Raw genomic sequence first — 24,147 nt, forward strand, 5'->3', positions numbered from 1 at the left:
CGTCACTCCCAACTGAGCCCACTCGAATTTTCCGGCGCGTCGAGCGGACTCCTCGGCAGCCCCGACTGCACGTCGGGGTCGTTGTAGCCCGCGGGCGCGACGTCGTTCGGGCCATCGGGGTAGAACAGCGACGCGAGTAGCTGGATGTGGTCGCGGCCGACGCCGAGTTCGAACTGGCCGCCGCCGTAGAGTGAGACGCCGCGCGCTTCGGCCCACTCGATCGTCTCGAACAGGGATTCGACGGTCCCGAAGCGTGAGGGCTTGATGTTCAGCCACTCCGGCTCGAACGGTCGCGCCTCGACGGATTCGACGCCCGTAATCGGGTAGTCCCACGACACGCGGCCTTCCTCGCCGTCAAAGAGCGGTCGCGTCTCCGACGTGAGTCCAGGGTCCTCGATGACGGCCTCGGGGAAGGCATCGAGCAGTCGTCCGTAGAGGTCCGGATCCGGTTCGGTGTCGACCTGCGTTCCCTCGTAGAGCCCTTTCAGGTCCAAGATTCGGACCGCGTCGGTCGCGGCGACCGCCTCCACGACCTCGGCAGTCCACTCGGCGGTCGGATCCAGTTTGAACTCGGTGTCGGGATACGCGTCGAGGATCGCATCGAGGCGGTCGGGCGTCGGCGGGTCGCCGAGGCGCGTCGAGACGACGAAGCGGAGCGGCGCGGGATCGCGGTCGACCGCCTCGGCGAGCGAAAGGTCGTTCTGCCGGAGCGCGAGGTCCAGCGCGGCCGACTCGACCGCCCAGCGCCGGTAGTGCCGCGCCGTCTCGCGCTCGGGCGACTTCGTCGGGAACAGGTCGACGTCGTCCAGATGCGCCGAGAACGACGCGAACGTGTACTCGCCCGCGAAATCGAACGCCGGCGCGTCCGCGAGCGCGTCGTGATCCTCGGTGTCGTAGGCGACGTCCTCGCCGCGGCCGGTGTGACCCGCACCGGAGAGATGGAACGTCGTCGTCGTTCTGACGAAACCGCTCGACGTGTCGCGGTCGCGTCGCGTTCGGTCGGTCGATTCGATCGAGAGCGGGAGGTCGACGACAGCGTCGAAGAGGTCGCTCATCGAATCAGGGTACGCGTGGCGCGGGCAAAAGCGTGGGCGGTGATGCGGTGGTGACCGGCGGCCGAGAGGCGTTACTCGCGCTCGATCTGCAACTCCAGTTTCTTCACGCGCGTCGCGAGCGCGGCGAACGTGGCGACGAACGTGAGGACGACGGCCCCAGCGGCCGCGAGTTGGAGCGCAGTCGTGCCGCCGACGACCGCGGTGTCGGCGAGCGGAATCGACGTGTGGTGTGGGTCGCCCACGATGGGGACGAAGTAGTCGACGACGTCGTTGAAGCCGTACCAGACGAGCGCGACGGCGACGGCGCGGACCGGGAAGTCCGAGATCCGATGGAGGACGAACGCCTCGACGACCATCGCGAGGTGACTCACGAACAGGAAGACGTACAGCGGGAACCACGTGATGTCGAGGAACGCGTCGGCGAAGACCGAGAGCACGTACGGCGTCCAGAGGCCGAGTTTCCAGCAGCCGAAGAACGCCAACGCGACGAGGTACTCGTTCGTCCGTCCGAGCTTCCAGCTCGCAAACGCCAGCGCGATGAACAGCGTCGCCAGCGGGCTGTCGGGAACGAACGGCCACATCACGACCGGTTCGGCCGCGAACTGCCAGGTGATGAGCGGGTCCGAGAGCGGCAGCGGGTGAAAGCCGTAGTACCAGAAGCCGAAGGCGGTCCCGAGCAGATTGATCGCGACGACGAGCCACGCGAACTGGAGGCCGACGTTTTCGAGCCACGTCGGCAGCGGCGCGAGCCACCACGGGAGCCCGTCGGGTACCGGCAGGCCGTCGCCCGAGACGAACCGACGAAGCCCCGAAGACGACGCGGGAGACGATGCCATACAGGTGGCTCGGAGTGCGTCGAAAAAGGGGTGCCGGTTCGGGATCGAGCGCCGCCGACGTGGCAGTCTGTTGGCCCGTCGTCGGCGGCCGTGGGGTGAACTGTTTAAGTGTGTCCGACCGCAACCGAGTAGTATGTCCGAGGAGACTGATCTGTCCGAACTCCGTCGCGGGACCGACCTCGTCAAGCGCGGGTTCGCACAGATGCAGAAGGGCGGCGTCATTATGGACGTCGTCGACGCCGAACAGGCGAAGATCGCCGAGGAGGCCGGTGCGGTCGCGGTGATGGCGCTCGAAGCCGTCCCCGCGGACATCCGAAAGCGCGGCGGCGTCGCGCGGATGGCCGACCCCGCAGACGTCAAAGAGATCGTCGAGTCCGTCTCCATCCCGGTGATGGGCAAGTCCCGGATCGGCCACACGAAGGAGGCGCAGATCCTGCAGTCGGTCGGCGTCGACATGATCGACGAGAGCGAGGTGCTCACGCCCGCCGACGAGCGCTACCACATCGACAAGCGCGACTTCACCGCGCCGTTCGTCTGCGGTGCGCGCAACCTCGGTGAAGCGCTCCGCCGGATCGACGAGGGCGCGGCGATGATCCGGACGAAGGGCGAGGCCGGCACCGGCGACGTGAATCAAGCCGTCCACCACCAGCGCAACATCAAGGGCGCGATCCGCGAACTCGAAGGCAAGACCCACGAGGAGCGCGAGAAGTGGGCCCGCGAGCACGAAGCGCCCGCCGATCTCGTCCACGAGACCGCCGAGATGGGTCGGCTGCCGGTCGTGAACTTCGCCGCCGGCGGCATCGCGACCCCCGCGGACGCGGCGCTGATGATGCACCACGGGTGTGACGGCATCTTCGTCGGTTCCGGGATCTTCGGCGCGGAGAACCCGCCGGCGATGGGCGAAGCGATCGTCGAGGCCGTCAACAACTGGGACGACCCCGACGTGCTCGCCGAAATCGCCTCGAACCTCGGCCAGGGAATGAAGGGCGAGGCCAACACCGACCTCCCCGAAGAAGAGAAACTGCAGGGCCGCGGCGTCTAAGCGGACGTTCGGGTCCGCAGCCAAGTCTCGTCTAGTTCCGTTTCACGCGCGCTGTTCCGCTCGTTTTCGCCGTTGCACGTTGCATCCAGTCACCGGCCGATAGCGCGGTGCGGCGGCTCTCGAAACTGAACACACGAAGATGTAGCGACGGCGTCAGTACAGCGTCGCGCCCCGGCTCACGCGCGTCTGGTACGCGCGGGAGTCGACGCCGGCGTCGGCGAAGCCGTCGACCATCGCGGCGGCGACGTCCCGGCGGTCGGACTCACGGCACGGCGCGATGACGGCCGGGCCGGCACCCGAGACGGTCACGCCCGTCGCCCCCGCCTCGAGAGCGGCTTCGCGGACCGTATCGTAGCCGGTGATGAGTTCCGCGCGGGCGGGGGTGACGACGCGCTCGTCCATCCCGGTGCCGACGAGTTCGGGGTCGTCGCGGCACATCCCGATTGCGAGCGTCGCCGCGGAGCCGACGGTGTGGACGACGTCGTCCATCGCCGCCGACTCGGGGACGACGCCGCGGGCGTCGCGGGTCGAGACGGCGATCTCGGGGAGACACGCCACGAGCGGGATCGAGGCGTCGACGGTCGTGACCGCGTCGCCGCGGGCGATGGTGAACCCACCGAGCAATGCGGGTGCGACGTTGTCGGCGTGGGCCTCACCGGAGACGACCGCTTCGCCCTCGGCGGCCACGGGGACGAGTTCTTCACGGGAGAGCCCGCGGTCGTAGAGCGCGTTCAGCGCGACGGCCGCCGCAGCCGAACTGGCTGCCGACGAGCCGAGTCCCGACGAGGGGCGGACCCCCTTGTCGATCCGGATGTGCGCCGGCGCGTCGAGCTCCTCGGCGACGGCGCCGACGACGTTCTTCTCGGGGTCCTCGGGGATGTACTGGCTCCCGACGCCGGTCATCTCGATCGTCGTCCGGTCGGCCTTCTCGACGCGGACGACGTCGGCGGGACGGTCGAGGGCGACGCCGAAGACGTCGAAACCGCTCCCGAGATTCGCGCTCGTCGCGGGGGCCCTGACCGTCTGCATACGCGTTCCGTTGCCCAACGGCGGGTAAAAAGGTAGCGAACGACGGTAATAGGGATTGTCGTAAGTCCGCATAGATGACTCGCCGGACGGTACGGCGAGAATCTCTGAACAGTTACGACAATCCCTATAAGTCGGCGGGATCCCGTCGGGCGGTCCCGCTGGGCGGCGGCGACACGCGGCGCCGACGCCGGGAACGGAAAGCACTTTCCGGGCTGTCGAGTACTCCGCGTATGATCGGCGTCGTCGGCGGCGGGATCGCGGGTCTCGCAGCCGCCTATCGGCTACAGCAGCGCGGGCACGACGTACAGGTGTTCGAGGCCGCGCCACAGCTCGGCGGCCTCGCGGCCACCTACGAGACGCCGGGTGACGACATCGAGCAGTTCTATCACCACCTCTCGAAATCGGAGGAGACCATCGTCGATCTCGCCGAAGAACTCGGCGTCGGCGACCGGATCGAGTGGCGGGTCGGTACCAACGGCTACTACGTCGACGGCGTCGTCCACCCGCTGGACACCCCCTGGGAGATTCTCGCGTATCCACATATGAGCCTCTACGACAAGTTCCGGCTCGGGATGCTCACGCAGGGCGTCGACGTTCGCGGCGGGCTCCCAGACTTCGACGCCTACGACGACCTCTCCGAGTACGAACACGTCACCGTGCGGGAATTCGTCGAAGAACACACCACGACGAGCGTCTACGAGAACTTCGTCGATCCCCTGCTCGACGGCAAGTACGGGGACAGAAAAGACGACATCTCCGCGGCGTGGTTCCTCGGACGCGTGCGCTTCCGCGGCGAGCGCGACCTCTTACGCGGCGAGATCCTCGGGTACTTCGACGGCGGGTTCGGCGTCCTTCTGGATGCACTCGTCGACGCGGTCGGCCGGGAGAACATCACGACGAACGCGCCCGTCACGGACCTCACGGTCGAAGATGGGCAGGTCAACTCGCTCACTGTCGATTACGACGGTACCGAGGCGGTCCCCGGAGCCGACGCCGAGGAGACACACGAGGTCGACGCCGCGGTCGTCGCGACGATGCCGAACGTCCTGGAGTCACTGACGGGATTTCCCTGTGAGATCGACTTCCAGGGAGCGATCTGCGGTCTCGTCACGATGGAAGAGTCGCTGCTCGACACCTACTGGCTGAACGTCGCACACGACGCACCGTTCGGCGCGCTCATCGAACACACGAACTTCGTCGAACGGGAGCGCTACGGCGGCGACCACCTGCTGTACGTCGCCTCCTACGTGCAAGACGAGACGGAGGACCTGTGGCAACTAGACGACGACGAGGTGCGGGAGAGGTGGCTCACAGAGATCGAATCGATGTTTCCGGACTTCGATCGGGCAGCCGTCTCCGAATTCCGGATCGCCCGCAACCCGCGCGCCGCGCCGATCTACGAGTGCGGCTATCTCGACCTCGTCGTCCCCTACCAGCTCGACGAAGAGGTCGGCGAGGGCGTCTACTACGCGGGGATGGCCTCGGAGGCGCAGTACCCCGAGCGCTCGCTCAACGGCGGGGTCGTCGCCGGCTACGAGGTGGCCGACCGGATCGACGCGCAGGTCGGGGCGAGAACGGACGAGTAACGCGAATCAGGCTTCCGATTCGTCGGTCTCCGCGTCGGCGTCGACGTCCTGGAGTCCGGGCGCGATGTCGACGTCGACGTCCTCGGGTTCTTCGCGACCGCCGACACGGACTTCGCCGTCGTCGCCCTCGACGTAGACGTCGTCGGCGAAGCCGCCGACGGCGTGCGGATGCTCGGGGTCGTCGAGCCGCTCCGGCGTCGCGGGCGCGTCGGGAATCTCTTTGGTCCGGAAGTCGCCCAGCGGGTTCGCGATGTCGATGTCGTACCGCTCGAAGAAGTCCGCGTAGCGCTCGTAGTGGGCTTCCAGTTCGTCGACGGGGAACTCCATCATCTCGGTCCAGCCGTAGTTGTAGAAGTCGAAGTTGGCCTGGATGTGGGTGATCTCGCGGGCTTCCGCCTCGCTGAATCCCTCTTCGAGCGCACGGACGTACGTGTCGAACGTCAACTCGAAGAAGGTCTCCATATGCGGTTCGCGTTCCTCGCGGTGGTCGGGGTCCGCCTTCTGCCCGAAGACGCGAACGTGGAGGTCAACGAGTTTGTCCGTCGCGATGTCGCCGACGACCGGCATCGTCAGCGCTTTCTTCGCCGCGAAGTGCCGGAGGTTCTGGCGGAGTTTCATCGGTTTCGCTTGGGACCGACAGACCTTCAATCACACGCGTGCAGGCGCTGCGCCGCTCACGAACGGCCAAAAGAGACATATGAGAAGAACGAAGCGAGCGACAGTCGACTCGGCGTCACCGACTTCGTGGTCGGTTCGCGCCGACCCGCGCGCCGCTCATAGGGGGAATGGTAACTGTTCGGGGAGTCTCGCCGTACCGTCCAGCGAGAAGCCTATAGTAGCGTTTGCAAGTCTTCACGCACCGAATCGCACGCAGTCGGGCGATTGGCTGTGTAATCAGTTGCAAACGCTACTATCTGAGGACGTACGATACGCCCTCTCAGTCGTCGGACTGTGCGCCCCAGTTTTCGACGCGGCGCGGGCGGTCGGAGACGGCTTCGACGTCGATCGGGTCGTCCTTCGCGTCGAGCGCCTCCAGTGCGGCGAACGCGGAGGCGGTCGTCGAGAAGTACGTGATCTCCTCTTCGACACAGACTTCGAGCGCGTCGCGGTCGCGGGAGACGACGAGGTCGATCTTGCCCTCACGGAGCGCCGAGACGAGGTCGTCGTCGTCGTCGAACGTCGCGAGGTCGAAGTACTCCGCGTAGCCGTTTTCGAGGGCGTCCCCGTCTTCGGTGCCGGGGTCGGGGAACTCCTCGGCCGAGAGGTCGACCCACGCGGTGCCGGACTCGGGGATCGACTTGCCCGTCGCGTCCTGGGCCTTGTCGTAGGCCTTCGCGAACGTGGACGCCGTACCCATCACTTCCCCGGTCGACTTCATCTCCGGGCCGAGACGCGGGTCCGAACCCGGGAGGCGGTCGAACGGCAGGACGACCTCTTTGACGCTGACGTCCTCTGGGATCTTCTCGGGGACGTCGAGGTCGTCGAGAGTCTCACCGGCCATCACCTTCGCGGCGAGTTTCGCGATCGGGACGTCCGTCGCCTTCGAGACGAACGGGACCGTCCGCGAGGAGCGCGGGTTCGCCTCTAAGACGTAGACCTCGCCGTCCTTCACGGCGAGTTGGACGTTCAGGAGGCCGACGGTGTCGAGCGCGGTCGCGATGTCTTCTGTGACCTCGCGGACGCGGGCCATCGTCTCGTTGTCCAGAGAGCGCGGCGGGATCATACACGCGGAGTCGCCCGAGTGGACGCCCGCGCTCTCGACGTGTTCCATAATGCCGCCGATGATCGCGCGCTCGCCGTCGGAGACGGCGTCGACGTCGAGTTCGATGGCATCTGCGAGGAACTGGTCGATGAGGATCGGCTTGTCGGGGGAGACGCGAACGGCCTCCTCGATGTACTCTTTCAGCTCTGCGTCGGAGTGGACGACGTCCATCGCGCGGCCACCCAGCACGTAGGAGGGACGTACGAGGACGGGGTAGCCGAGTTCGTTCGCGAGGTCGAGCGCCTCTGCCTCGCTGGTCGCGGAGCCACCCTCGGGCTGGAGGATGCCGAGGTCGTCCATCAGGCGGTTGAAGCGGTCGCGGTCCTCCGCGAGGTCCATCGCGTCGACGCTCGTCCCGAGGATCTCACAGTCGAGGCCGCGGCGCTGGAGTTCCGATTCGAGCGGGTGGCCGATGTTGACGGAGGTCTGGCCGCCGAACTGGACCATCACGCCGTCGGCGTCGGCTGCCTCAACGACGTCGGCGACTTCCTCGGCCGTGATCGGCTCGAAGAACAGGCCGTCGGAGGTGTCGTAGTCGGTCGAGACCGTCTCGGGGTTGTTGTTCACGACGTGCGCGTCGATGCCCATCTCGCGCAGTGCCTGTACGGCGTGGACCGAACAGTAGTCGAACTCGACGCCCTGGCCGATCCGGATCGGGCCGCCGCCAACGACGACGACGCTCTCGACGTCGCGGTCGACGCGGAGCTCGCCCGCCGCGGCGTCGCCCTCGTAGGGGCCGGAGTAGAACTCGGGCTTGCGCGAGGAGTAGTAGTACGGCGTCTGTGCGGCGAACTCGCCGGCGCAGGTGTCGACCTGCTTGTACGTGCGACCGGGGACGGCGGTCTCGACGTCAGCAACGCTTTCGCCCGTCGAAGCGGCGATCTCGGCGTTTGTCACGCCGGCCGTCGCGGCGGTCGTGAAGTCGCCCTCCTGGGCCGCGTCCATCGCCTCGGAGACGCGCTGGTAGCGTTCGAGGTACCACTCTTTGATGCCCGTCAGCTCTTGGACATCGTCGACGCTGTACCCGCGGTCGAATGCCTCGAAGATAGCGTAGGTGCGGTCGGGGGTCGGCCGTTCGAGCAGTTCTGCTTCGAGTTCTTCGTCGGAGACGCTCTCGACGTCGGTCGCGGGCTCGTACTCCGTCGACCGGATCGCTTTCAGCATCGACTCCTCGAAGGTCCGTCCGATGGCCATCGCCTCGCCGGTCGACTTCATCGCCGTCGAGAGCGTGAAGTCGACGTCGTCGAACTTGTCCTTGGGCCACCGCGGGATCTTGGTGACGATGTAGTCGATCGCCGGCTCGAAGGCAGCGGTCGTCTCGCCGGTGATCTCGTTTTCGATCTCGTGGAGCCGTTTTCCGAGCGCGACCTTCGCGGTCACGCGGGCGATCGGGTAGCCGGTCGCCTTCGAGGCCAGCGCGGAGGAGCGCGAGACGCGCGGGTTCACTTCGACGACCCGGTACTCGCCGCCGGGCGTGCCGTCGTCGTGCCAGGCGAACTGGATGTTACAGCCGCCCTGGATGCCGAGTTCGCGGATCACTTCGAGCGCGGCGTCGCGCATCTCCTGGTGGCCCTCGTCGGGGATGACCTGCGAGGGCGTGACCACGATGGACTCGCCGGTGTGGATGCCCATCGGGTCGATGTTCTCCATATTGCAGATGATGATACAGGAGTCGTCGGCGTCGCGCATCACTTCGTACTCGAGTTCGACCCAGCCCGAGATGGACTCGGTGATGAGCACTTCGGAGTTCCGGGAGAGGCGGAGACCCTTGCGGACGCGCTCGTAGAGTTCCTCTTTCTCGTGGACGACGCCCGACCCGGAGCCGCCGAGGGTGTACGTCGTCCGCGAGATGACCGGCAGCCCGCCGACCTCCTCGACGGCGTCGTCGACGCGGTCCTGGAGGTCGGCTTCGGTCATCCGCTGCACTTCTTCGCCCTCGTCGAGCGAAATCGTCGTCGACGCGGGGACTGGCTGGCCGATGTTCTCCATCCGCTGGCGGAACAGGTCGCGGTCCTCGGTGGCGTAGATGGTGTCGAGCGGCGTGCCCATAATCTCGACGTCGTACTCCTCGAGGATGCCCTGCTCTGCGAGTTCGGCCGTGACGTTCAGACCGGTCTGGCCGCCGAGGCCGGCGATGACGCCGTCGGGGTTCTCCTCGCGGATGATCTCAGAAATCGCCTCGGGCGTGATCGGCTCGATGTAGACCCGGTCCGCCATCTCCGGGTCCGTCATAATCGTCGCGGGGTTCGAGTTGACGAGGACGACTCGCGCGCCTTCCTCCTGCAGCGCCCGGCAGGCCTGTGCGCCGGAGTAGTCGAACTCGGCCGCCTGTCCGATCTGAATGGGTCCGCTACCGATGAGCAGTATCGTCCGGTCTTCGGACGCTGCCTCACCGTCTGTCGAGATGTCCTCGTCAGTCATCACTGTGAGGCAGTCCGTACATCGTAATAAGCCCGGCGAAATACTACGAGATGCGAAGGGTCATTTCGAAATTCGTAATCTTTCCGGGCCGGTGCGCTGTCCTCCGTGCGCGCCGATACACAGCAGCGGCGAGACCCCGATCGGGAGCCCCAGCGACGACTATCGAACGGTCCGATCCACGAACGAAAAACTGTCTCGGTACAGCTGTCTCAGCGAGACGGCTCGTCGAGTCGGTAGCGGTACGGGCTCCCGTCGATGACGGTGACCGCCGCCCCCCGCTCTGCGGCCTGTCCGAGCACGGTCGCGACGCGATAGGACGTCTCGAAACCGTCGACGCTTCGCGCGCGCAGGCGATCGAGAATCTCCCGGGCGGTCAGTGGTTCCTCCGCGGTGGCGAGTACGTCGCAGACCTCCTCGAACCCGGAGGGCCGGGTGATGCTCATACGCGAATGTAGAACGCGATAGGGCTTAGGCTTCAGTGCGACGTGCGTCAGACGGGGTGAGACGCAGCGATCGAGACCTGACTCAGGCGTAGACGTCGTCCGCGGAGAGATCCCGTTCGGCGCGGTACTCCTCGACGAACTCGCTCACGTCGAAATCCAGCATCTGCCGTTCGAACTCCGAGACGGCGGTCTCGTCGTCGGCGTGGCTGACGGCGTGTTCCATCAGTTCGACCACGAGTTCGACGATGATTTCGTGGAGCCGTCGCGCCTCGAAGTCGGTCGCCCAGACGATTCCGGCGCCAACGTCGCCGTCGTCGCTCACGTCGGCGGAGACGACGCGCTGGGGGAACTCCTCGAGGACGATGCCCATCAGGTGTGCCGTGCCGAACTCCGGCATCTCCTCGCTCGTCGTCTCGACGGCCTCCCGAAGAACGGAGACGAGAAACTCCGGCAGAAATCGCTCCGGCGGGTGGACGTCCATCACGACCGCGTGACGCTCTCCGCACGCGCACTCGAACTCGCGCATCCCCAGATCGAGCGTCCCGATCGACTTCGTCTCACCGCACGGCAGTTCGAGCGTCTCACCGCCACCGCCCGGAACCTGCGGTTGTGCCATACGCTGCGTTGTCGACGACGGGGGTTAAACGTCGCGTTCCGAAATCGGCCGTGACTCCGGAGCGACTCGCTCGCGTCCCGTCGACGCCGTCGAAAAAACGGAGTGGTATCCCCTCAGTTGCTCGCGGTCGCGTACAGGAGTGGCCCGATGACCAACAGTGCGAGGCCGAGGAACAGGTAGTGCAGTGGGACGAGCGACTGCGGCGTCAGCGCGAAGATCAGCCCGAACACGATCACGTTGAGCGCGAGCAGTTTTTGTGATTTCAGGGGGAGCACGCCAACCGTCGCGAGCACGAAGACGAGCAGTAACGCCTGCCCGACGTTGTAATTGAGCAGGAAACTGTCGACGAGCTGTAAGGGGAGCATCCTTGTCCGGAGTTTCGGCGCGAATCGAGTATTAAAGTTCCGTTCTTCGCGGGCGGCGACGCGGCAGCCCGCGCGGTTGTTCGATCGTTCTCGGCTCGATTACTCGGGCTTCGGTCCCGTGATGTCCATCGGACGGATCCAGCCGTACCAGATCACGAACACCATTCCGCCGTATCCGAGGATGAACACGACGATACCGACGCCGTCGTAGCCGGCTTCCGCGAGCAGGCGGCGAGCAATTCCGGACCCCGCGACGCCGATCAGGAGGATGGCAGCCAACAGGAGTTTGCTGCGGGTCAACTCGAAGAGCTGGGTACGTTCGGTGCGTCCGCCGGCGTCGTCCTCGGTCATTACCGCCGATTGGAGCCGGAGACCCCTCAATGACTCGGTCGGCCGCTCACCGGCTGGACTCGTGGGCGGTCTCGAACTCGATGCGAACGCCGCCGTCCGAACAGTCTGCGAGTGCGACCTGCCAGCCGTGCGCCGTCGCGACGTCGTAGACGATCGCGAGTCGGAGGTCGCGACGGTCGGTCTCGTTCACCGGGCGGTAGCCGAAGGGATCGACGCCGACGTCGCGTTCGAGACCCGGGCCGTCGTCGGCGACGTAGAATCCACCCTCGTCGAGCGTGCCGATGCGGATCTCGACTGACGATCCGCCGCGGGCGACGGCGTCGTCGAACAGGCTCTCTAACGCCGTGCGGAGCCGTCGCCCGTTCGCCCGGACGGTCGTGCGGTCCTCGATCGTGAGCGTCGCCGCTGCGGGGCAGACCGCGTCGAAGACGCCCTTCGCGAGGTAGCCGAGATCGACCGCGTCGACGTTCCCCGAGAGCGGTTCGCCGCGAACGAGATCGAGGAGGCTCTCCGTGAGGCGGTCCATTCGGTCGACGGCACCGCGTGCGGCTTCGAGGTGCCGCTCGTCGCTCTCGGTGCCGACGACGAGGTCGAGGTGACCCGACGCGATCCCGATCGGGTTCCGGAACTCGTGGGCGACGAGCCCGGCGAACCGGTCCAGCCGCTCGTTTTTCCGCGCCAGTGCCGACTCCCGCTCGTCGAGCGCGGCCGCGTGATCGAGACGGTCGAGCGTCGTTGCGAACGCCTGGCCGATCAGCCCGGCGAGCGCGGCGTCGTCGCCGTCGACGCTCGTCGCATCGGGCCGCTCCGGCCGATCAGAACGCCGAAAACACAGCACCCGGGTGTCGTCGACGGGCACGACGAACCCGGTCGTCTCACCATCGTCGACTACGACCTCGTCGGTGGCGAGTGCCTCGCGTGCAGCGGCGGAAACAGCGGCAGCCGGAGCGACACGCCCGCCGTCCGATCCGACTGCGGCGCCGTCGCCCCCCTCAGCGTCCACGTCGGTACCGGCGACGCGCTCGATGGCGACCGACTCCCGCTCGGCGTCGACGGCGCACAGTCGAACGTCGGCGACGCCGAACAGTTCCGCTGTGGCCGCGGCAGTTCGCTCGAAGAGGTCCGCCTTCGACTCTGCAGCGGCGATGTCACACGCAGCAGCCCGGCACCGTCGCAACGTCGCTGCCGGCTCCCGCTCGGAGTCTGTAGCCATACGCGCTCTCGGAGCGTTTCCCGAATGAGTGCTGCTAAGAACACTCAATAGTGGTCTGTGCCGACAATAGAGATCCGGTTCTCACGCGAGCGGTGCCAAAGCGCGGGATCGACGCTCCCGCTGGCGGTGCGCAAGAACGTGAGTGCGGCTCGAGCAAGCGCCTACAGGCTGCCGTTTACTCGTCGGCGCCGCTGGCGACGCGTGAGTCCGACCTCTCGTCGGAGTCGACGCCGACGCGCACGTCGTCGCTGGTGTGACCCTCCCGGATCGCAGCGCGAAGCCCAACGGTTGCGATTCGTCCCGCGCAGTCGGCGGTTCGACGGATGCGCTCGACCGCGTTCGTCGTCCGATAGTCCGCGTCGGCGGTCTCGAACAGTCGTCGGTCGATCGACTCAGCCGTCGCGCGGACGTCGTCCCGTGCATCGAAAACGGACCAGACGGCGTTGGGGTCGGGAGCGAACGTCGCGTCGACGGCTGTCTCGACCGCGTCGCGAGCCCGCGTCGCGACCGCGTCGATCTCGGGTGCGAGGTCGGCGTCGATCGGCTCGCCTACGTCGGCTGCGGCGCTCGCGATCCGGTCGGCGTGCGTCGCGACCTGTGCGAGTTCGGCGGCCATCTCGTAGAACTGGAACAGTTCCGGACGGCTCTCGCCGAGGCTGTCGACCTCGTCCAACCGCGAGAGACTCCGCACGAAGTAGCGCTCGACCATCCCGTGCAGTCGGTCCCCGCGGTTGTCGCTGTCGGCGACGGTCGACGCCGGGCCGTCACCGAGCAGCGCGGCCGTCGCCTCCCGGTGTCGCGACAGCGCGACGAACTGGAGGTGTCGAACCGACTGCCGAACCGACACCTCCTCGGAGTTGAGGACGTTCCGGATCTCGACGTGTGACTCCGACTCGTCGGCGACGGTCACGCCGGCCATCGCTCGCGTGACCGATCGCAGGGCGGTCCGCTGTTCGCCCGTGAACTCGCCGTCGGCTTCGATGTGGATTTCGAGCGCGCCGGTCGCGTAGGCCGCTCGAAGGATCCTGGCGAGTTGCGTCGCCGTCTCATCTGAGATCGTCAGGTCGATGCGTGCCGCCTCGCGCTCGTCGGCCGTCTGGACGACCAGCAAGCCGTCGATGTGCGTGTGAAGGTCGACGACAGCGCCCGCGGAGAGGCCCTGTTCTTCGGCCCACTCGCGCGGCAGCGACACCGTGTACGTCCCGTTGCTGACTCGTTGTATCTTCCGTGTCTCCATCGTAAACTTCGGTCTCTCGGGTCGGTCGCAGTCTCTACTCTGCGGTCAGTCGTCCGGACGGTGCCAGCAGTGTCACGGCGCGTCGAGCGGGGGTCGGGCGGCCGACAGCGGCACGCGGGAGGGCGAAGCTGGGCTATCCGAACTTGCCGCTGATGTAGTCGTCGACACGCTGACTCTGGGGGTCCTCGAACACCTGGTCGGTGTCGCCGTACTCGGCGAGTTCGCCGCCGGTCAGGAAGACGGCGGTCTGATCCGAGATGCGGGCGGCCTGCTGCATATTGTGCGTCACGATGACGACCGTGTAGTCCTCCGCGAGGTCGTGGATGAGTTCCTCGATCTTCGCGGTCGCGATCGGGTCGAGCGCGGAGGCGGGTTCGTCCATCAGCAACACCTCGGGGTCAGTCGCGAGCGCGCGAGCGATGCAGAGTCGCTGCTGTTGCCCGCCCGAGAGCCCGAGGGCGTTGTCGTCGAGGCGGTCGGAGACTTCGTCCCACAGCGCGGCCTGCCTGAGCGAGCGCTCGACCAGCCGTTCTTCGGCGTCCTCGTCGCTTCGCCCGAAGACCTTCGCGAGGAGGCTGGTGTCGATGTCGCCGTGCTTTCGCGGGCCGTAGGAGATGTTGGCACGAATCGACTTCGGGAACGGGTTCGGCGACTGAAACACCATCCCGACGCGCTTTCGGAGTTCGACCAGATCGACGCCGTCCTGGTAGATCTCCTTGCCGTCGAACGCGACCGAACCATCGACGCGTGCGGAGTTGATCCGGTCGTTCATCCGGTTGAGACACCGGAGGAACGTGGACTTCCCGCAGCCCGACGGCCCGATGAGCGCCGTGACGCTCTGTTCGGGAATGTCCATCGAGACGCTCTTGAGCGCGTGGTCGTCGCCGTAGTAGACGTCGAGGTTCTCGACGGCGAGTTTCGTGCGGCCGTCGAACTCGTACTCCGTCCACTCCGAGCGCAGCTTCTCTTCTGATTCGCCGCTCGTGGTCTGCAGCGGCTGGGTCGTATCCTTTCGTGGGTTCTGTTTGGTCTCACTCATAGTCGAGTTTCCTCCGGAAGTAGTATCGCGTCACGATGCCGACCGCGTAGAACGACAACACGACCAGCAGTAGGATGAGCGCCGTCGCCCAGCGGAACTGGTCGGGGTTGCCGACGTTTCCGGACGCGCCGACGCCGGCCGTGATGAGCGCGTAGAGCTGATACGGGAGCGCAGACGTCGCCTGCAGCAGTTCGGGATTCGAGACGAACGGCGGGGCAGCCGTGAACTGGAAGCCGCCGATCACGTCGGCGGTCTGGCTCCCCGGGACGAACACCCCGCCGGCCATCGTCAGGAGAATCGGGGCCGTCTCGCCGGCGATCCGGCCGACGCCGAGGATCGTCCCCGTGACGACACCGGGCAGGGCGGCCGGGAGCACGACGCTGCGGATGGTCTGCCACTTGGTGACGCCGAGTGCCGCGCTCGCGTCCCGGTACTCGTCGGGGACCGAAAGCATCGCTTCGCGGCTCGTAATCACCACGAGCGGGAGCAGCATGAAGCCGAGAGTCAGCATCCCCGCGAGCAGCGACTTCCCGTTGCCGAACCGGGGGATGAGGAACGCGAACCCGAACAGACCGAAGACGATGCTCGGGGTACTCCACAGCCCGTTGGTCGCCACCTCGACGACCTGGGTGAAGCGGCCGCGCTCGGCGTACTCGGTGAGGAAGACCGCCGCGCCGACGCCGAGCGGGACCGCGAACAGCACCGCGCCGACGACGAGCCAGAACGTCCCCACGATCGCCGGGAGGACGCCGTTGAGGTCGTTGAGGAGGCCGACGCCGTTCATCGCGAACGGCCAGTAGACCGGCCAAGAGAAGGTGACGCTCGCGCCGAACAGCGCGACCGTCGAGTCCGGACCGACGCCGGGACCGAAGGTGAGGCCGCGGAAGAGGCCCGGAACGCCCTTGAAGACGGTGAACGCGACGAGCGCGAAGAGCACGCCGACGATCGCGGCGGCGTTCAGATAGACGAGGAGATACGCGCCGACGCGGCGGCCGCGGGCGCCGAAGCCGCCGTAGGCCTTCGCGGCGGCCCAGCCGGTCAGGAGCGCACAGAAGACCGTCACGACGGGTACCATAAACTCGGCCGTTAGCGACGCCTTCTGTGCCCAGCCGAGGTCCCAGACCGACGTCGGCGCGATGTAGCCACTGAGAAAGACGAGGCCCACGAGCGCGGTCACGACGCCGGCGGGGAGCGTCGAGCCGACGTCCTCACGCGGGAGGACGGTCGCAGCGAATCCGGCTGCACCCGTCAGAATCGCCCCGAGAAGCCAGCCGGCGAGGCCGAGGCCGAGCACCTGGGAGGCGACGAGCCCGCCGACGGCGAACCAGATCAGCGTGAAGGCGGCGGCGGCGACGATGCCGGCGTCCGGTCGCGGGTTCGTCTCGACGGCACCGAACCGGGAGCCGACGCCGAACACGACGACGGCGACGCCCTGAACGAGCAGGAGGCCGCCGAGCAGCGGGAGGGTCGGGACGCCGGCGAGCGTACCCGTGAGTCCGACCACCTCGAACATCGCCGCGAGGCCGAGTCCGAAGAGCACCGAGGCGACACCCACCGCGAGCGCCGCGACCGCGTCAGCACCCGAGGTGTCCTCTCGGACCAGTCGGGTTCGCGTCGCGCCCGCCATCAGACGTCACCTCCGAACTTCTTTCGCATCCGCCACTCGACGTACTGCGACCCGACCGAGATGACGAGGACGGTGATAAACAGGATGACGCCGGCGACGAACAGCGCGTCCATCTGGAGGCCGTCGGCCTCGCCGTAGTTCCGGGCGATGAGCGACGTCAGCGTCTCCTGCCCGTAGAACACGTTGTACAGCGGGTCCGTGAGTTTGGGGACGCCGCGGAGCATCACCGTCGCGGCCATCGTCTCGCCGATGGCCCGGCCGACACCGAGGAGGACCGCCGCGGAGACACCGGAGAAGGCGGCCGGCAGCGTGATCGAGGTCATCGTCTGCCAGTCGGTCGTGCCGACCGCCAGCGATCCGCTCTTCATCGACTCCGGAACGCTGTTGAGCGCGTCCTCCGCGACGGAGACGACCGTCGGCAGCGCCATCAGGCCGACGACGACGCCGACGAACAGGTACGTCCCCTGGCCGAGGATGTCGAACTGATCTGACGCCCACGGACTCAGGACGGTGAAGCCGATGAAGCCGTAGACGATCGACGGAATGCCGGCGAGGATCTCGACCCCGGGCTTGACTAATTCACGGACGGTTCGCGGTGCGATTTCGGAGAGGAACAACGCGGCAGCGACGCCGAGTGGTGCGGCCACGGCGGTCGCGACGAGCGTGACCATAACCGTCCCGTGGATCATCGGGACCATCGAGTAGCGGATCGGCGAGGAGACCGCGTCCCACTCCGGTTGGATGAACATCCGGAGACCGGGGATCTCGACCCCGAACACCGTCGCGCTCTCGTAGAAGACGACCGGAACCGCCTCGACGAAGATGAACGCGATGATGAGGATCAAGATCAGGATCGTCGAGACGGTCGTCGTCAGGGTGAGGAGCCGCGCCGTTAGCTCCTGATGCCGAAGCCAGCCGTATCCGGCAGCGACGAGGAATACGGCGACGGGGGCGACCGTGTACGAGGAGACCAAGAGGAAGCCGGCGAACGCGGCCAAGAGTGCGGCCGACATCACGCCGACGACGGCGAGCGCCTCCCGGTCGGTCTCGTCGACGAAGTTGCGGAAGCGTCTGACGAGGTGGCCGAGCGCCTCCGCGCCGGTCTCTTCGCTAGTCGTCTGAGCCATCGTTTCGGAACGTATGCATTGGAATGAGTGGATAAATGGACGAACTGGTTGTACGGCGAGGCGAGTTGCGACAGCCGGCGTTACACCTGCTCAGGGAGCTTCGCCTTCTCGGACTCGATGTCGGCGGTCGGCAGCGGGATGTAGTTGTTCCCCTCGACGAACACCTGCTGGCCGAAGTCCGTCAGGAACATATTCATGAACGCGGCCTCGCGCATATCCGTGCCGTTGGGGGTGTCCTCCGTGATCTTCGTGTACTGGTGGAGGTCACGGTTGAGCGGGTACGCGGAGTCGAAGATCGTGTTCTCGGCGTCCTTGTCGGGTTCGTACAGCGTGCCCTCGAACTCGATCCCGATCGGGAGGACGGTGTCGCTCGTGAACGCCAGCGCCATATACGCGATGGCGCCCTCGTTCTGCGAGACGGCCTGGGCGACCTGCTGGTTCTGACCGAATCGGGTGTCGACGCCCGGCATCGGGGCGTCGGCGGAGCCCAGCATATTGAGGCGGAACGCAGTGTCCGTCCCGGAGCCTTCCGCACGGCCGATCACGTAGATCTCTTGGTCCGGACCGCCGACTTCGCTCCAGTTGGTGATCTCGTCTTGGTAGATCTTGCGGACCTGCTCGCCGGTGAGCTGTGTGACACCGTTGTTGTAGATGTCGCTGCTGACGACGACCGGCTGGCCGTCACGGCCGAGAACGTGGTCGACGACTTCCTCTTCGGCTTTGCTCTCGCTCCAGCCGAGTTCGGCCGTGATCGGACCCGAGGAGTTGCCGATGTCGACGAGGCCGTCGACGACGGACTGACACCCGGTGCCCGAGTGGCTCAGGCCGATGCTGGTCGGGAACGGCGGCGTCGCCTGCTGCCCCGTCGGCTCGAACCCGTAGAGGCTCGCGAAGTAGTCGGCCAGACGCATATCCGGTTCGCCGAGCGCGGACCAGCCAGGGACCGTGTTCCCCTCCTCGCTGTTGGAGCCCCAGTACTCGCCGTCGTCCGGCGGAGCGTTGGAGTTCCAGTAGGAACTCCCCTTGTTGGCGATCGGGTAGACCGTCGAGGAGCCCTCGGCGGTGAGCATCGAGGGGCCGCTGCCACCCTCGGAGGACGCCGTGTCCTGGCTCGACTGTTCGGTCGGCGTGCTCTCGTCCGCAGCAGCCTCGGTCTCCGCGTCCCCACCGGAGTCCGACTGCCCCGAGCAGCCCGCGAGCCCGGCGGTGCCGACGGCGCCAGACGCAATGAGGAACTTCCGACGTGATACTCGGTCCGCGAGACGGTCTGATTCACGCGTCATCGACTGGAACGAATCCGTATCGGACAAAAGCGGTTTATAATAGGGGTCTATGCGTCTCCACGCCCGTACCGAGGGATGGGTTCCGAGCGTAGCAGTATAGCCCGCACACACCCGTCTATAGCACTATATACACCACTGTATGCACGAACGACAGGACGTAAACCGTCTCGCTGGCAACGCGTCGACAATGACCCGGAAGCGAACGGACGGCGACGACGAGGGCGACGGCGTCGTAGGACTGTCGACGGACGCGGCGGCGGCGGCGATCGTCGCCGCAGGTCCCGAACGCGACCCCGAGACGGTACGGTCGGTGCTCGACCACGTCACCGACGGCGACCGGGTGACGCGCGAAGGGATCGAAGAGACCGTCTCGGACACCTCGAAGGTGCTCGCGACGGCCGAGACGCGGACCGAACTCGGAGAGATGGCGCTCGACGACGCGCGGGATACCGCCGAGGGCGTCGCAGATCTCGATCTCGTCCGCGGGCGCTTGGACCGCTACGAGACGACGCTCGATGAAGTCACCACGCGTGTTCGCGAACTGGGATCCGAGCTTCAGCGCGTCTCGAACCCCGAGGACGACCCCGACGACCTCTACGAGTCGGTTATGGGGCTCCGACGCGTCGCATCGGGGGCACAGGACGTCCAGCAGCGGGCCGACGAGCTGCAACTCGACATCGAAGACTTCGAGACGTGGCTCACGACGCCCGAGCGGAGACAGAGCGCCCTCGAAGAGGACGTCGACGCCGTCGCGGAAGCGCTCGAAGCCATCGCGCCGGGAGACGACCCTGACGCCGAGACGTGGGTCGACGCCGTCTTGCGCGCCGAACTGACGGGACTGCTCGTCGCCGACGTGCGAGCCGAACTCGACGACCACCGGCAACTGAACGCGTGGGACGACGCCGACGGCGAGTGGGTCGACGCGATCGAACGCCGACTCGACGAGATCGACGCACGCGCCCAGGAACTTGCCGACGATCTCGCCGCCACCGCACGGCCCACGTGGCGTGATCAGTACGGCGACCGGATCGACGCTTTCCGGGCCACGCTCGAATCGGTCGACCCGCCCGTCCCGTGGGGAGAGGTCCGGGCAGAACTGGACCGGGCGCGCTCGCTCGACGAGGCGTACCCGCAGTCAGCGTAGACGGGACGCGACGGGCCGGCAGGTGTCGGGCCATCTTCGGTGGACTGCTCCTCATATTTCGGTGGATCACTCGTCGTCTTCGACCGCCACGGCGACCTCGTTCCGACGCATGAACGGCGGTGTCCACGGATCGTTGTACCGGAGAAGCGAGGGGTCGCCGACGGGGTCGATGCCAGCCCGATCGAGCGCCGCGAGGAGCGCTCGCTCCTGCCGTGCGACCCGCCATCGGGGCGCGTACCAGGAGAACGGTTTCACGGCGACGGTTCGCTCGGGTTCGGTGGTGAGTGTCACTGTCGACGCCGTCGGTTCCGGCGCAGTGTCGGGACCGTACTCCGCCGGCAGGTAGAAGACCATCCGCACCGCGTCGCCGTCGCCGGTCGGTTCTGTCCGCACCGGGGCCGTCATCGAGACGGACGCCCCCTGCGTCTCGACGGGTGCGGTCATCGAGATCGACGTTTCGCCTTCGTTAGCGCCCGAGATGTATCTGAACAGTCGGCGAAACGCTGTGATCTGATCGGACGCCGTCGTTTCAGCGAGCACCAACTGCGGATACCGCCGTACTTCGACGCCGTCGAGCGTTCGCACGCGTTCGAACGGGACTGACTCGGCCGATCGGGTCGCGTACAGTCCCCACGCGATCCAGCCGGCGAGGACTGCACCGCCGCCGACGAGCGCGGCTCTGGTGAGTTTTCCCATACGTACTGTTCGCTCGGCAGACAGATCAATTCCGCCCCCAAACCGATGCGCAGACGACTCTGGCCAGTCGGCTTCGGATGCTCGTGTGAAAAATTTTCCTGACGAACGTTTATATGTGATGTGCCCCAGGCTGCACTATGGCCGGCGTAGAGCCGACGACGTCCGAACGTGTTGTCGAAGCAGTTGCGGAGGCATCTGAGTGCGACGTGTTGGATCTCCCCCCACTGTACGAGTCGATCGATCCGGACGCACTCGGGGCACTCGTCGATGCGATGGCGAACGGCGATATTTCGTTCACCTACGCGAATCACCGAGTCACCGTCGATAGCGACGGGACAGTCAGCGTCGACGCCGACGTCACAGAGCGCATCGAGAAACTCCCAGCCGACGACGACTAGGTGTCACGGGACCCCGGTCGGGCCGACCCCGGCGACCGCGACGAACAGCGTCGCCGTCGGTGAGCGATCCGCTTCGGGCTCAGTTGCACACGCTACTGTAGGCCGTCGTCGACGCCACTGACGAGAGAGTCACAGAGAACGCGCTTTGGATACACGAGTCGCTCTCGAGTGTGAGTATCGCACGAAGTTAGGTGGCTGGGGAGTTGGGGCCCCAACCACGGCCGGTCGGAGACCGACCGTGTGGAAGGTGGGCCAACACGGATTTGAACCGTGGACCTCCCGGTTATCAGCCGAGCGCTCAACCTGACTGAGCTATTGGCCCAGGCGAGCGCATCTACTCGTTGTTCGATGAGTAGTTTAAGGGTTTCCTTTCGGTAGCGGCTTGCGACGCAGTCACCCGATCAGCGACGGCGAGACGTGACAAAGGCGGGATCAAAATCAGTCGACAGAACCGGGACGCGCGTGGTCATACCGTCGGGCAGAAGACAGTATCAGGAGTTGTCGTCGCCGGGGCGGCCGTACTCTTCGGGGTCGAGATTCACGACGTCGTCGTCGCCCGGGAAGCCGCCGACCCAGACGTTCCCCGAGACGAAGCCGCCGGTCTGTTTGTCCAGATACGGCCGGACCACGTAGCGCTTCAGGACGCCGCGGACCGGATAGCGCGTGAACGGCAGCGCGAGCGTGAATCCGAGGACGTCGGTGACGATGCCGGGCGTCAGGAGGAACGCCCCCGCGGCGATGAGGAGGCCGCCGTCGAGCAGTTCGTTCGTCGGAAGCTCGCCCGTCGCGGTCTTCCGCTGGAGTTTCGAGAGCGTGTGGCGGCCCTCGGCCCGGACGAGCAACATCCCGAGGAGCCCCGTGAGGACCACGAGAAGCACCGTCGGAACGAAGCCGATCGTCGAGGCGACCGGTAACAACAGGAGCGTGTCGGCGAGTGGGATGGCCAACAGGAGCGCGATGACCCAGCGCGTCTGCATACGCCACCGTTTGGGACCGCCGTTCATAGCCCTTGTGTCGCGCGGGTCGGCGTCTCGGCGGCGGAAGTTGTGAGCGCGGCGGTGCGAGTGAACGCGCCTCGAAGGGCTTACCCGCCGGCACGCCGGAGCACAGGTATGACCGACGACCGGACGCACGTCGAGTGGCGCGAGTGGGGTCCAGCGCCGTTCGAGGAGGCTCGCGCGGCCGACCGCCCCGTCCTCCTCGCGCTCACCGCCACGTGGTGTGACAGTTGTCACGAGATGGACGCCGAGACGTACGCCGAGCCGCGGATCGCCGCCAACGTCAACGACGGCTTCGTGCCGGTCCGCGTGGACGTCGACCGCCGACCGCGCGTCCGCGAGCGATACAATATGGGCGGCTTTCCCTCGACGGTCTTCTGTACGCCGTCGGGGAAGGTCATCACGGGCGCGACGTACCTCGGTCCCGACGGGATGCGGCAGGTACTCGACTCCGTTCGCGACGTCTGGGCGGACCGCGGCGAGGACGCCGGACGGACCCCGCGCGCGCTGGCCGGGAATCCGACGCCTGCCGGTGCGATCGACGAGCGGATCGAAGCGCACCTCGCCGGCCAACTCGACGAGAAGTGGGATCCGCGGTTCGCCGGCTGGGGCGACGGCGCGAAGTTCCCGCTGCCGCGGACGATCGAGTTCGCGCTGAAGCGGGCGCGCGAGCAGGCCACCGAGACGCTCGGCGTCGTCAGCGAATCGCTCTACGACCACGACGCTGGCGGCTTCTACCGCTACGCCGAGGGTCGCGATTGGACGGACCCGCACCGAGAGAAAGTGCTCGACGCGAACGCCGCCCTCATTCGAGCCTTCGCGAACGGATACCTCTACACCGGCGACGAGACGCTGCTCGATCCCGCCTACGGGACACGGGACTTCCTCGTCGACCGCCTCTGGAACGGCACCGCCTTCGGCGGGAGCGTCGCCCCGGACGACGACTCCAACGGCGACGGTGACGACGACGGATTCGGACCGCGCCGCGATCTGACGGCCTTCGCCGGTGGCAACGCCCTGACTGCGGACGCGTTCCTCACCCTCGCGGGCTACACCGACGACGAGACGTCGCGGGAGTACGCCGAACGCGTCCTCGACGCGCTCGCGGCCGATTTCGTCGACGACGACGGCGTCGTCTCTCACTTCGATCCGGCCGCAGGGACCGACGAATCCGCCGACGAAAGCGACGGGGCAGTCCCCGAACTGCTCTTAGAAGATCAGGCGCGCGCCGTCGCAGCTTTCACGCGCGCGCGGCAGGTCCTCGGCCCGGACGCGCTCGCGACCGAAGACGGTCCGCTCGAACTGGCGCGCCGCATCGCCGACGTCGCCATCGAGGAACTCCAGGAATCCGACGGCGCGTTCCGCGACGGCCCCGACGTGGACATCGGCCTGCTCGACGAACCGCTGCGCCCGCTCGACGGCGGCGTCGAGATGGCAGACGCGCTATTGGATCTCGCCGCGCTGCTCGACCAGACGGCCGGTTCCGATGATGAAACGGGGCAGGGCGACCGCTACGCCGACGCGGCCCACGACGCCGTCGCCGCCTTCGCTGGCGCGTGGGACCGAATCGGCGTCCAGGTCGCCGGCTACGGTGCCGTGACCGCCCGACTCGTCCGTCCCGACCTCGTGATCGGCGTCGGCGACGCCGCCGGCGCGGACCTCCACCGCGCGGCCCTCCGAGTGGCCGACCACGAGGCGGTCGTCGTTCCGGACGCCCCGGCCGTCTCCGCCGGGACGGCCAGTGTCCGCCAGGGCGCAGAAACGCGCGAGGCGACCACGCCCGAGGAGTTGATGCGGGCCGTTTCGGCGCTCACCGACGGCACACAGGGGTAGTTCCGAGAACGCTCGCGGCGTGTAAACCTCCGATTCGTTTTTATTC

Annotated in this window: 22 protein-coding genes and 1 tRNA gene; 5 read left to right on the top strand and 18 right to left on the bottom strand. The window is 66.9% G+C overall.

Annotated features, from left to right (window positions below):
• Window positions 1–2: 2 nt before the first annotated feature.
• Both D3D02_RS10055 and D3D02_RS10060 read right to left on the bottom strand, forming a co-directional pair.
• Entirely contained in the window at window positions 3–1,055 is a 1,053-nt protein-coding gene (locus tag D3D02_RS10055; protein WP_121569852.1) for a hypothetical protein, read from the bottom strand.
• Window positions 1,056–1,126: 71 nt separating this feature from the next.
• Window positions 1,127–1,891 carry a DUF1405 domain-containing protein gene (locus tag D3D02_RS10060; protein WP_121569853.1) on the bottom strand — a complete coding sequence of 255 codons (765 nt, stop codon included), beginning with the start codon at window positions 1,889–1,891 and terminating at the stop codon, window positions 1,127–1,129.
• A 133-nt stretch (window positions 1,892–2,024) separates the two neighbouring features.
• Between D3D02_RS10060 and pdxS the strand changes: the two genes are divergently transcribed.
• Entirely contained in the window at window positions 2,025–2,933 is a 909-nt protein-coding gene (gene pdxS, locus D3D02_RS10065; protein WP_121569854.1) for a pyridoxal 5'-phosphate synthase lyase subunit PdxS, read from the top strand.
• Between the two features lie 153 nt (window positions 2,934–3,086).
• On the opposite strand, the gene D3D02_RS10070 is transcribed toward pdxS, so the two are convergent.
• Window positions 3,087–3,962 carry a homoserine kinase gene (locus tag D3D02_RS10070; RefSeq protein WP_121569855.1) on the bottom strand — a complete coding sequence of 292 codons (876 nt, stop codon included), beginning with the start codon at window positions 3,960–3,962 and terminating at the stop codon, window positions 3,087–3,089.
• Between the two features lie 230 nt (window positions 3,963–4,192).
• Between D3D02_RS10070 and D3D02_RS10075 the strand changes: the two genes are divergently transcribed.
• Window positions 4,193–5,548, top strand: a complete 1,356-nt coding sequence (locus D3D02_RS10075; RefSeq protein WP_121569856.1) for an NAD(P)/FAD-dependent oxidoreductase — start codon at window positions 4,193–4,195, stop codon at window positions 5,546–5,548.
• A 6-nt stretch (window positions 5,549–5,554) separates the two neighbouring features.
• On the opposite strand, the gene D3D02_RS10080 is transcribed toward D3D02_RS10075, so the two are convergent.
• The 12 genes from D3D02_RS10080 to D3D02_RS10135 form a co-directional block, all read right to left on the bottom strand.
• Entirely contained in the window at window positions 5,555–6,166 is a 612-nt protein-coding gene (locus tag D3D02_RS10080; RefSeq protein ID WP_121569857.1) for a DUF6149 family protein, read from the bottom strand.
• 319 nt (window positions 6,167–6,485) lie between these two features.
• Window positions 6,486–9,731, bottom strand: coding sequence for a carbamoyl-phosphate synthase large subunit (carB, locus tag D3D02_RS10085; protein ID WP_121569858.1), 3,246 nt, complete (start codon window positions 9,729–9,731; stop codon window positions 6,486–6,488).
• Window positions 9,732–9,940: 209 nt separating this feature from the next.
• Entirely contained in the window at window positions 9,941–10,174 is a 234-nt protein-coding gene (locus tag D3D02_RS10090; RefSeq protein WP_121569859.1) for a hypothetical protein, read from the bottom strand.
• Window positions 10,175–10,256: 82 nt separating this feature from the next.
• The gene (locus D3D02_RS10095; RefSeq protein WP_121569860.1) at window positions 10,257–10,790 is read right to left on the bottom strand and encodes a DUF5815 family protein; all 534 of its coding nucleotides are present in this window, start codon (window positions 10,788–10,790) and stop codon (window positions 10,257–10,259) included.
• 113 nt (window positions 10,791–10,903) lie between these two features.
• Window positions 10,904–11,155 (bottom strand): hypothetical protein, encoded by a 252-nt coding sequence (locus D3D02_RS10100; protein WP_121569861.1) that lies wholly within the window; start codon window positions 11,153–11,155, stop codon window positions 10,904–10,906.
• Between the two features lie 99 nt (window positions 11,156–11,254).
• Window positions 11,255–11,506 (bottom strand): hypothetical protein, encoded by a 252-nt coding sequence (locus D3D02_RS10105; protein WP_121569862.1) that lies wholly within the window; start codon window positions 11,504–11,506, stop codon window positions 11,255–11,257.
• Window positions 11,507–11,552: 46 nt separating this feature from the next.
• Window positions 11,553–12,719, bottom strand: coding sequence for a HAMP domain-containing sensor histidine kinase (locus tag D3D02_RS10110; RefSeq protein WP_121569863.1), 1,167 nt, complete (start codon window positions 12,717–12,719; stop codon window positions 11,553–11,555).
• A 175-nt stretch (window positions 12,720–12,894) separates the two neighbouring features.
• Window positions 12,895–13,956 carry an AbrB/MazE/SpoVT family DNA-binding domain-containing protein gene (locus tag D3D02_RS10115; protein ID WP_121569864.1) on the bottom strand — a complete coding sequence of 354 codons (1,062 nt, stop codon included), beginning with the start codon at window positions 13,954–13,956 and terminating at the stop codon, window positions 12,895–12,897.
• Window positions 13,957–14,089: 133 nt separating this feature from the next.
• Window positions 14,090–14,995 carry a phosphate ABC transporter ATP-binding protein PstB gene (gene pstB, locus D3D02_RS10120; protein WP_121569865.1) on the bottom strand — a complete coding sequence of 302 codons (906 nt, stop codon included), beginning with the start codon at window positions 14,993–14,995 and terminating at the stop codon, window positions 14,090–14,092.
• The gene (pstA, locus tag D3D02_RS10125; RefSeq protein WP_121569866.1) at window positions 14,988–16,622 is read right to left on the bottom strand and encodes a phosphate ABC transporter permease PstA; all 1,635 of its coding nucleotides are present in this window, start codon (window positions 16,620–16,622) and stop codon (window positions 14,988–14,990) included. The genes pstB and pstA overlap by 8 nt, the downstream gene beginning before the upstream one ends.
• Window positions 16,622–17,749 (bottom strand): phosphate ABC transporter permease subunit PstC, encoded by a 1,128-nt coding sequence (gene pstC, locus D3D02_RS10130; RefSeq protein WP_121569867.1) that lies wholly within the window; start codon window positions 17,747–17,749, stop codon window positions 16,622–16,624. Before pstC ends, pstA begins: the two co-directional genes overlap by 1 nt.
• 80 nt (window positions 17,750–17,829) lie before the next feature.
• Window positions 17,830–19,032: a substrate-binding domain-containing protein gene (locus D3D02_RS10135; RefSeq protein WP_121569868.1), complete on the bottom strand. Its 1,203-nt coding sequence runs from the start codon at window positions 19,030–19,032 to the stop codon at window positions 17,830–17,832.
• Between the two features lie 187 nt (window positions 19,033–19,219).
• Between D3D02_RS10135 and D3D02_RS10140 the strand changes: the two genes are divergently transcribed.
• A complete protein-coding gene (locus D3D02_RS10140; protein WP_147435602.1) occupies window positions 19,220–20,176 on the top strand; it encodes a halo transducer protein in 957 nt (318 codons plus the stop codon).
• Between the two features lie 66 nt (window positions 20,177–20,242).
• On the opposite strand, the gene D3D02_RS10145 is transcribed toward D3D02_RS10140, so the two are convergent.
• Window positions 20,243–20,872 carry a heme-binding protein gene (locus D3D02_RS10145; protein ID WP_121569870.1) on the bottom strand — a complete coding sequence of 210 codons (630 nt, stop codon included), beginning with the start codon at window positions 20,870–20,872 and terminating at the stop codon, window positions 20,243–20,245.
• A 137-nt stretch (window positions 20,873–21,009) separates the two neighbouring features.
• Here D3D02_RS10145 and D3D02_RS10150 point away from each other — a divergent pair, with 137 nt between their 5' ends.
• Window positions 21,010–21,270, top strand: coding sequence for a HalOD1 output domain-containing protein (locus D3D02_RS10150; protein ID WP_121569871.1), 261 nt, complete (start codon window positions 21,010–21,012; stop codon window positions 21,268–21,270).
• A gap of 248 nt (window positions 21,271–21,518) precedes the next feature.
• Here D3D02_RS10150 and D3D02_RS10155 read toward each other — a convergent pair.
• Together D3D02_RS10155 and D3D02_RS10160 are read right to left on the bottom strand one after the other, a co-directional pair.
• Window positions 21,519–21,592, bottom strand: a tRNA-Ile gene (locus D3D02_RS10155).
• Between the two features lie 169 nt (window positions 21,593–21,761).
• Window positions 21,762–22,247, bottom strand: coding sequence for an FxsA family protein (locus D3D02_RS10160; RefSeq protein WP_121570005.1), 486 nt, complete (start codon window positions 22,245–22,247; stop codon window positions 21,762–21,764).
• Window positions 22,248–22,382: 135 nt separating this feature from the next.
• On the opposite strand from D3D02_RS10160, the gene D3D02_RS10165 reads away from it, so the two are divergent.
• Window positions 22,383–24,101, top strand: coding sequence for a DUF255 domain-containing protein (locus tag D3D02_RS10165; protein WP_121569872.1), 1,719 nt, complete (start codon window positions 22,383–22,385; stop codon window positions 24,099–24,101).
• Window positions 24,102–24,147 lie beyond the last annotated feature (46 nt).

Source organism: Halobellus sp. Atlit-38R, assembly GCF_003665925.1.
Lineage (GTDB): Archaea > Halobacteriota > Halobacteria > Halobacteriales > Haloferacaceae > Haloquadratum > Haloquadratum inordinatus.

What these genes read in the sequence shown, in the direction of transcription:
- D3D02_RS10055 (WP_121569852.1), bottom strand. Translation starts at nt 1,055, where the DNA reads ATGAGCGACCTCTTCGACGCTGTCGTCGACCTCCCGCTCTCGATCGAA.
- D3D02_RS10060 (WP_121569853.1), bottom strand. Translation starts at nt 1,891, where the DNA reads ATGGCATCGTCTCCCGCGTCGTCTTCGGGGCTTCGTCGGTTCGTCTCG.
- pdxS (WP_121569854.1), top strand. Translation starts at nt 2,025, where the DNA reads ATGTCCGAGGAGACTGATCTGTCCGAACTCCGTCGCGGGACCGACCTC.
- D3D02_RS10070 (WP_121569855.1), bottom strand. Translation starts at nt 3,962, where the DNA reads ATGCAGACGGTCAGGGCCCCCGCGACGAGCGCGAATCTCGGGAGCGGT.
- D3D02_RS10075 (WP_121569856.1), top strand. Translation starts at nt 4,193, where the DNA reads ATGATCGGCGTCGTCGGCGGCGGGATCGCGGGTCTCGCAGCCGCCTAT.
- D3D02_RS10080 (WP_121569857.1), bottom strand. Translation starts at nt 6,166, where the DNA reads ATGAAACTCCGCCAGAACCTCCGGCACTTCGCGGCGAAGAAAGCGCTG.
- carB (WP_121569858.1), bottom strand. Translation starts at nt 9,731, where the DNA reads ATGACTGACGAGGACATCTCGACAGACGGTGAGGCAGCGTCCGAAGAC.
- D3D02_RS10090 (WP_121569859.1), bottom strand. Translation starts at nt 10,174, where the DNA reads ATGAGCATCACCCGGCCCTCCGGGTTCGAGGAGGTCTGCGACGTACTC.
- D3D02_RS10095 (WP_121569860.1), bottom strand. Translation starts at nt 10,790, where the DNA reads ATGGCACAACCGCAGGTTCCGGGCGGTGGCGGTGAGACGCTCGAACTG.
- D3D02_RS10100 (WP_121569861.1), bottom strand. Translation starts at nt 11,155, where the DNA reads ATGCTCCCCTTACAGCTCGTCGACAGTTTCCTGCTCAATTACAACGTC.
- D3D02_RS10105 (WP_121569862.1), bottom strand. Translation starts at nt 11,506, where the DNA reads ATGACCGAGGACGACGCCGGCGGACGCACCGAACGTACCCAGCTCTTC.
- D3D02_RS10110 (WP_121569863.1), bottom strand. Translation starts at nt 12,719, where the DNA reads ATGGCTACAGACTCCGAGCGGGAGCCGGCAGCGACGTTGCGACGGTGC.
- D3D02_RS10115 (WP_121569864.1), bottom strand. Translation starts at nt 13,956, where the DNA reads ATGGAGACACGGAAGATACAACGAGTCAGCAACGGGACGTACACGGTG.
- pstB (WP_121569865.1), bottom strand. Translation starts at nt 14,995, where the DNA reads ATGAGTGAGACCAAACAGAACCCACGAAAGGATACGACCCAGCCGCTG.
- pstA (WP_121569866.1), bottom strand. Translation starts at nt 16,622, where the DNA reads ATGGCGGGCGCGACGCGAACCCGACTGGTCCGAGAGGACACCTCGGGT.
- pstC (WP_121569867.1), bottom strand. Translation starts at nt 17,749, where the DNA reads ATGGCTCAGACGACTAGCGAAGAGACCGGCGCGGAGGCGCTCGGCCAC.
- D3D02_RS10135 (WP_121569868.1), bottom strand. Translation starts at nt 19,032, where the DNA reads ATGACGCGTGAATCAGACCGTCTCGCGGACCGAGTATCACGTCGGAAG.
- D3D02_RS10140 (WP_147435602.1), top strand. Translation starts at nt 19,220, where the DNA reads ATGACCCGGAAGCGAACGGACGGCGACGACGAGGGCGACGGCGTCGTA.
- D3D02_RS10145 (WP_121569870.1), bottom strand. Translation starts at nt 20,872, where the DNA reads ATGGGAAAACTCACCAGAGCCGCGCTCGTCGGCGGCGGTGCAGTCCTC.
- D3D02_RS10150 (WP_121569871.1), top strand. Translation starts at nt 21,010, where the DNA reads ATGGCCGGCGTAGAGCCGACGACGTCCGAACGTGTTGTCGAAGCAGTT.
- D3D02_RS10160 (WP_121570005.1), bottom strand. Translation starts at nt 22,247, where the DNA reads ATGCAGACGCGCTGGGTCATCGCGCTCCTGTTGGCCATCCCACTCGCC.
- D3D02_RS10165 (WP_121569872.1), top strand. Translation starts at nt 22,383, where the DNA reads ATGACCGACGACCGGACGCACGTCGAGTGGCGCGAGTGGGGTCCAGCG.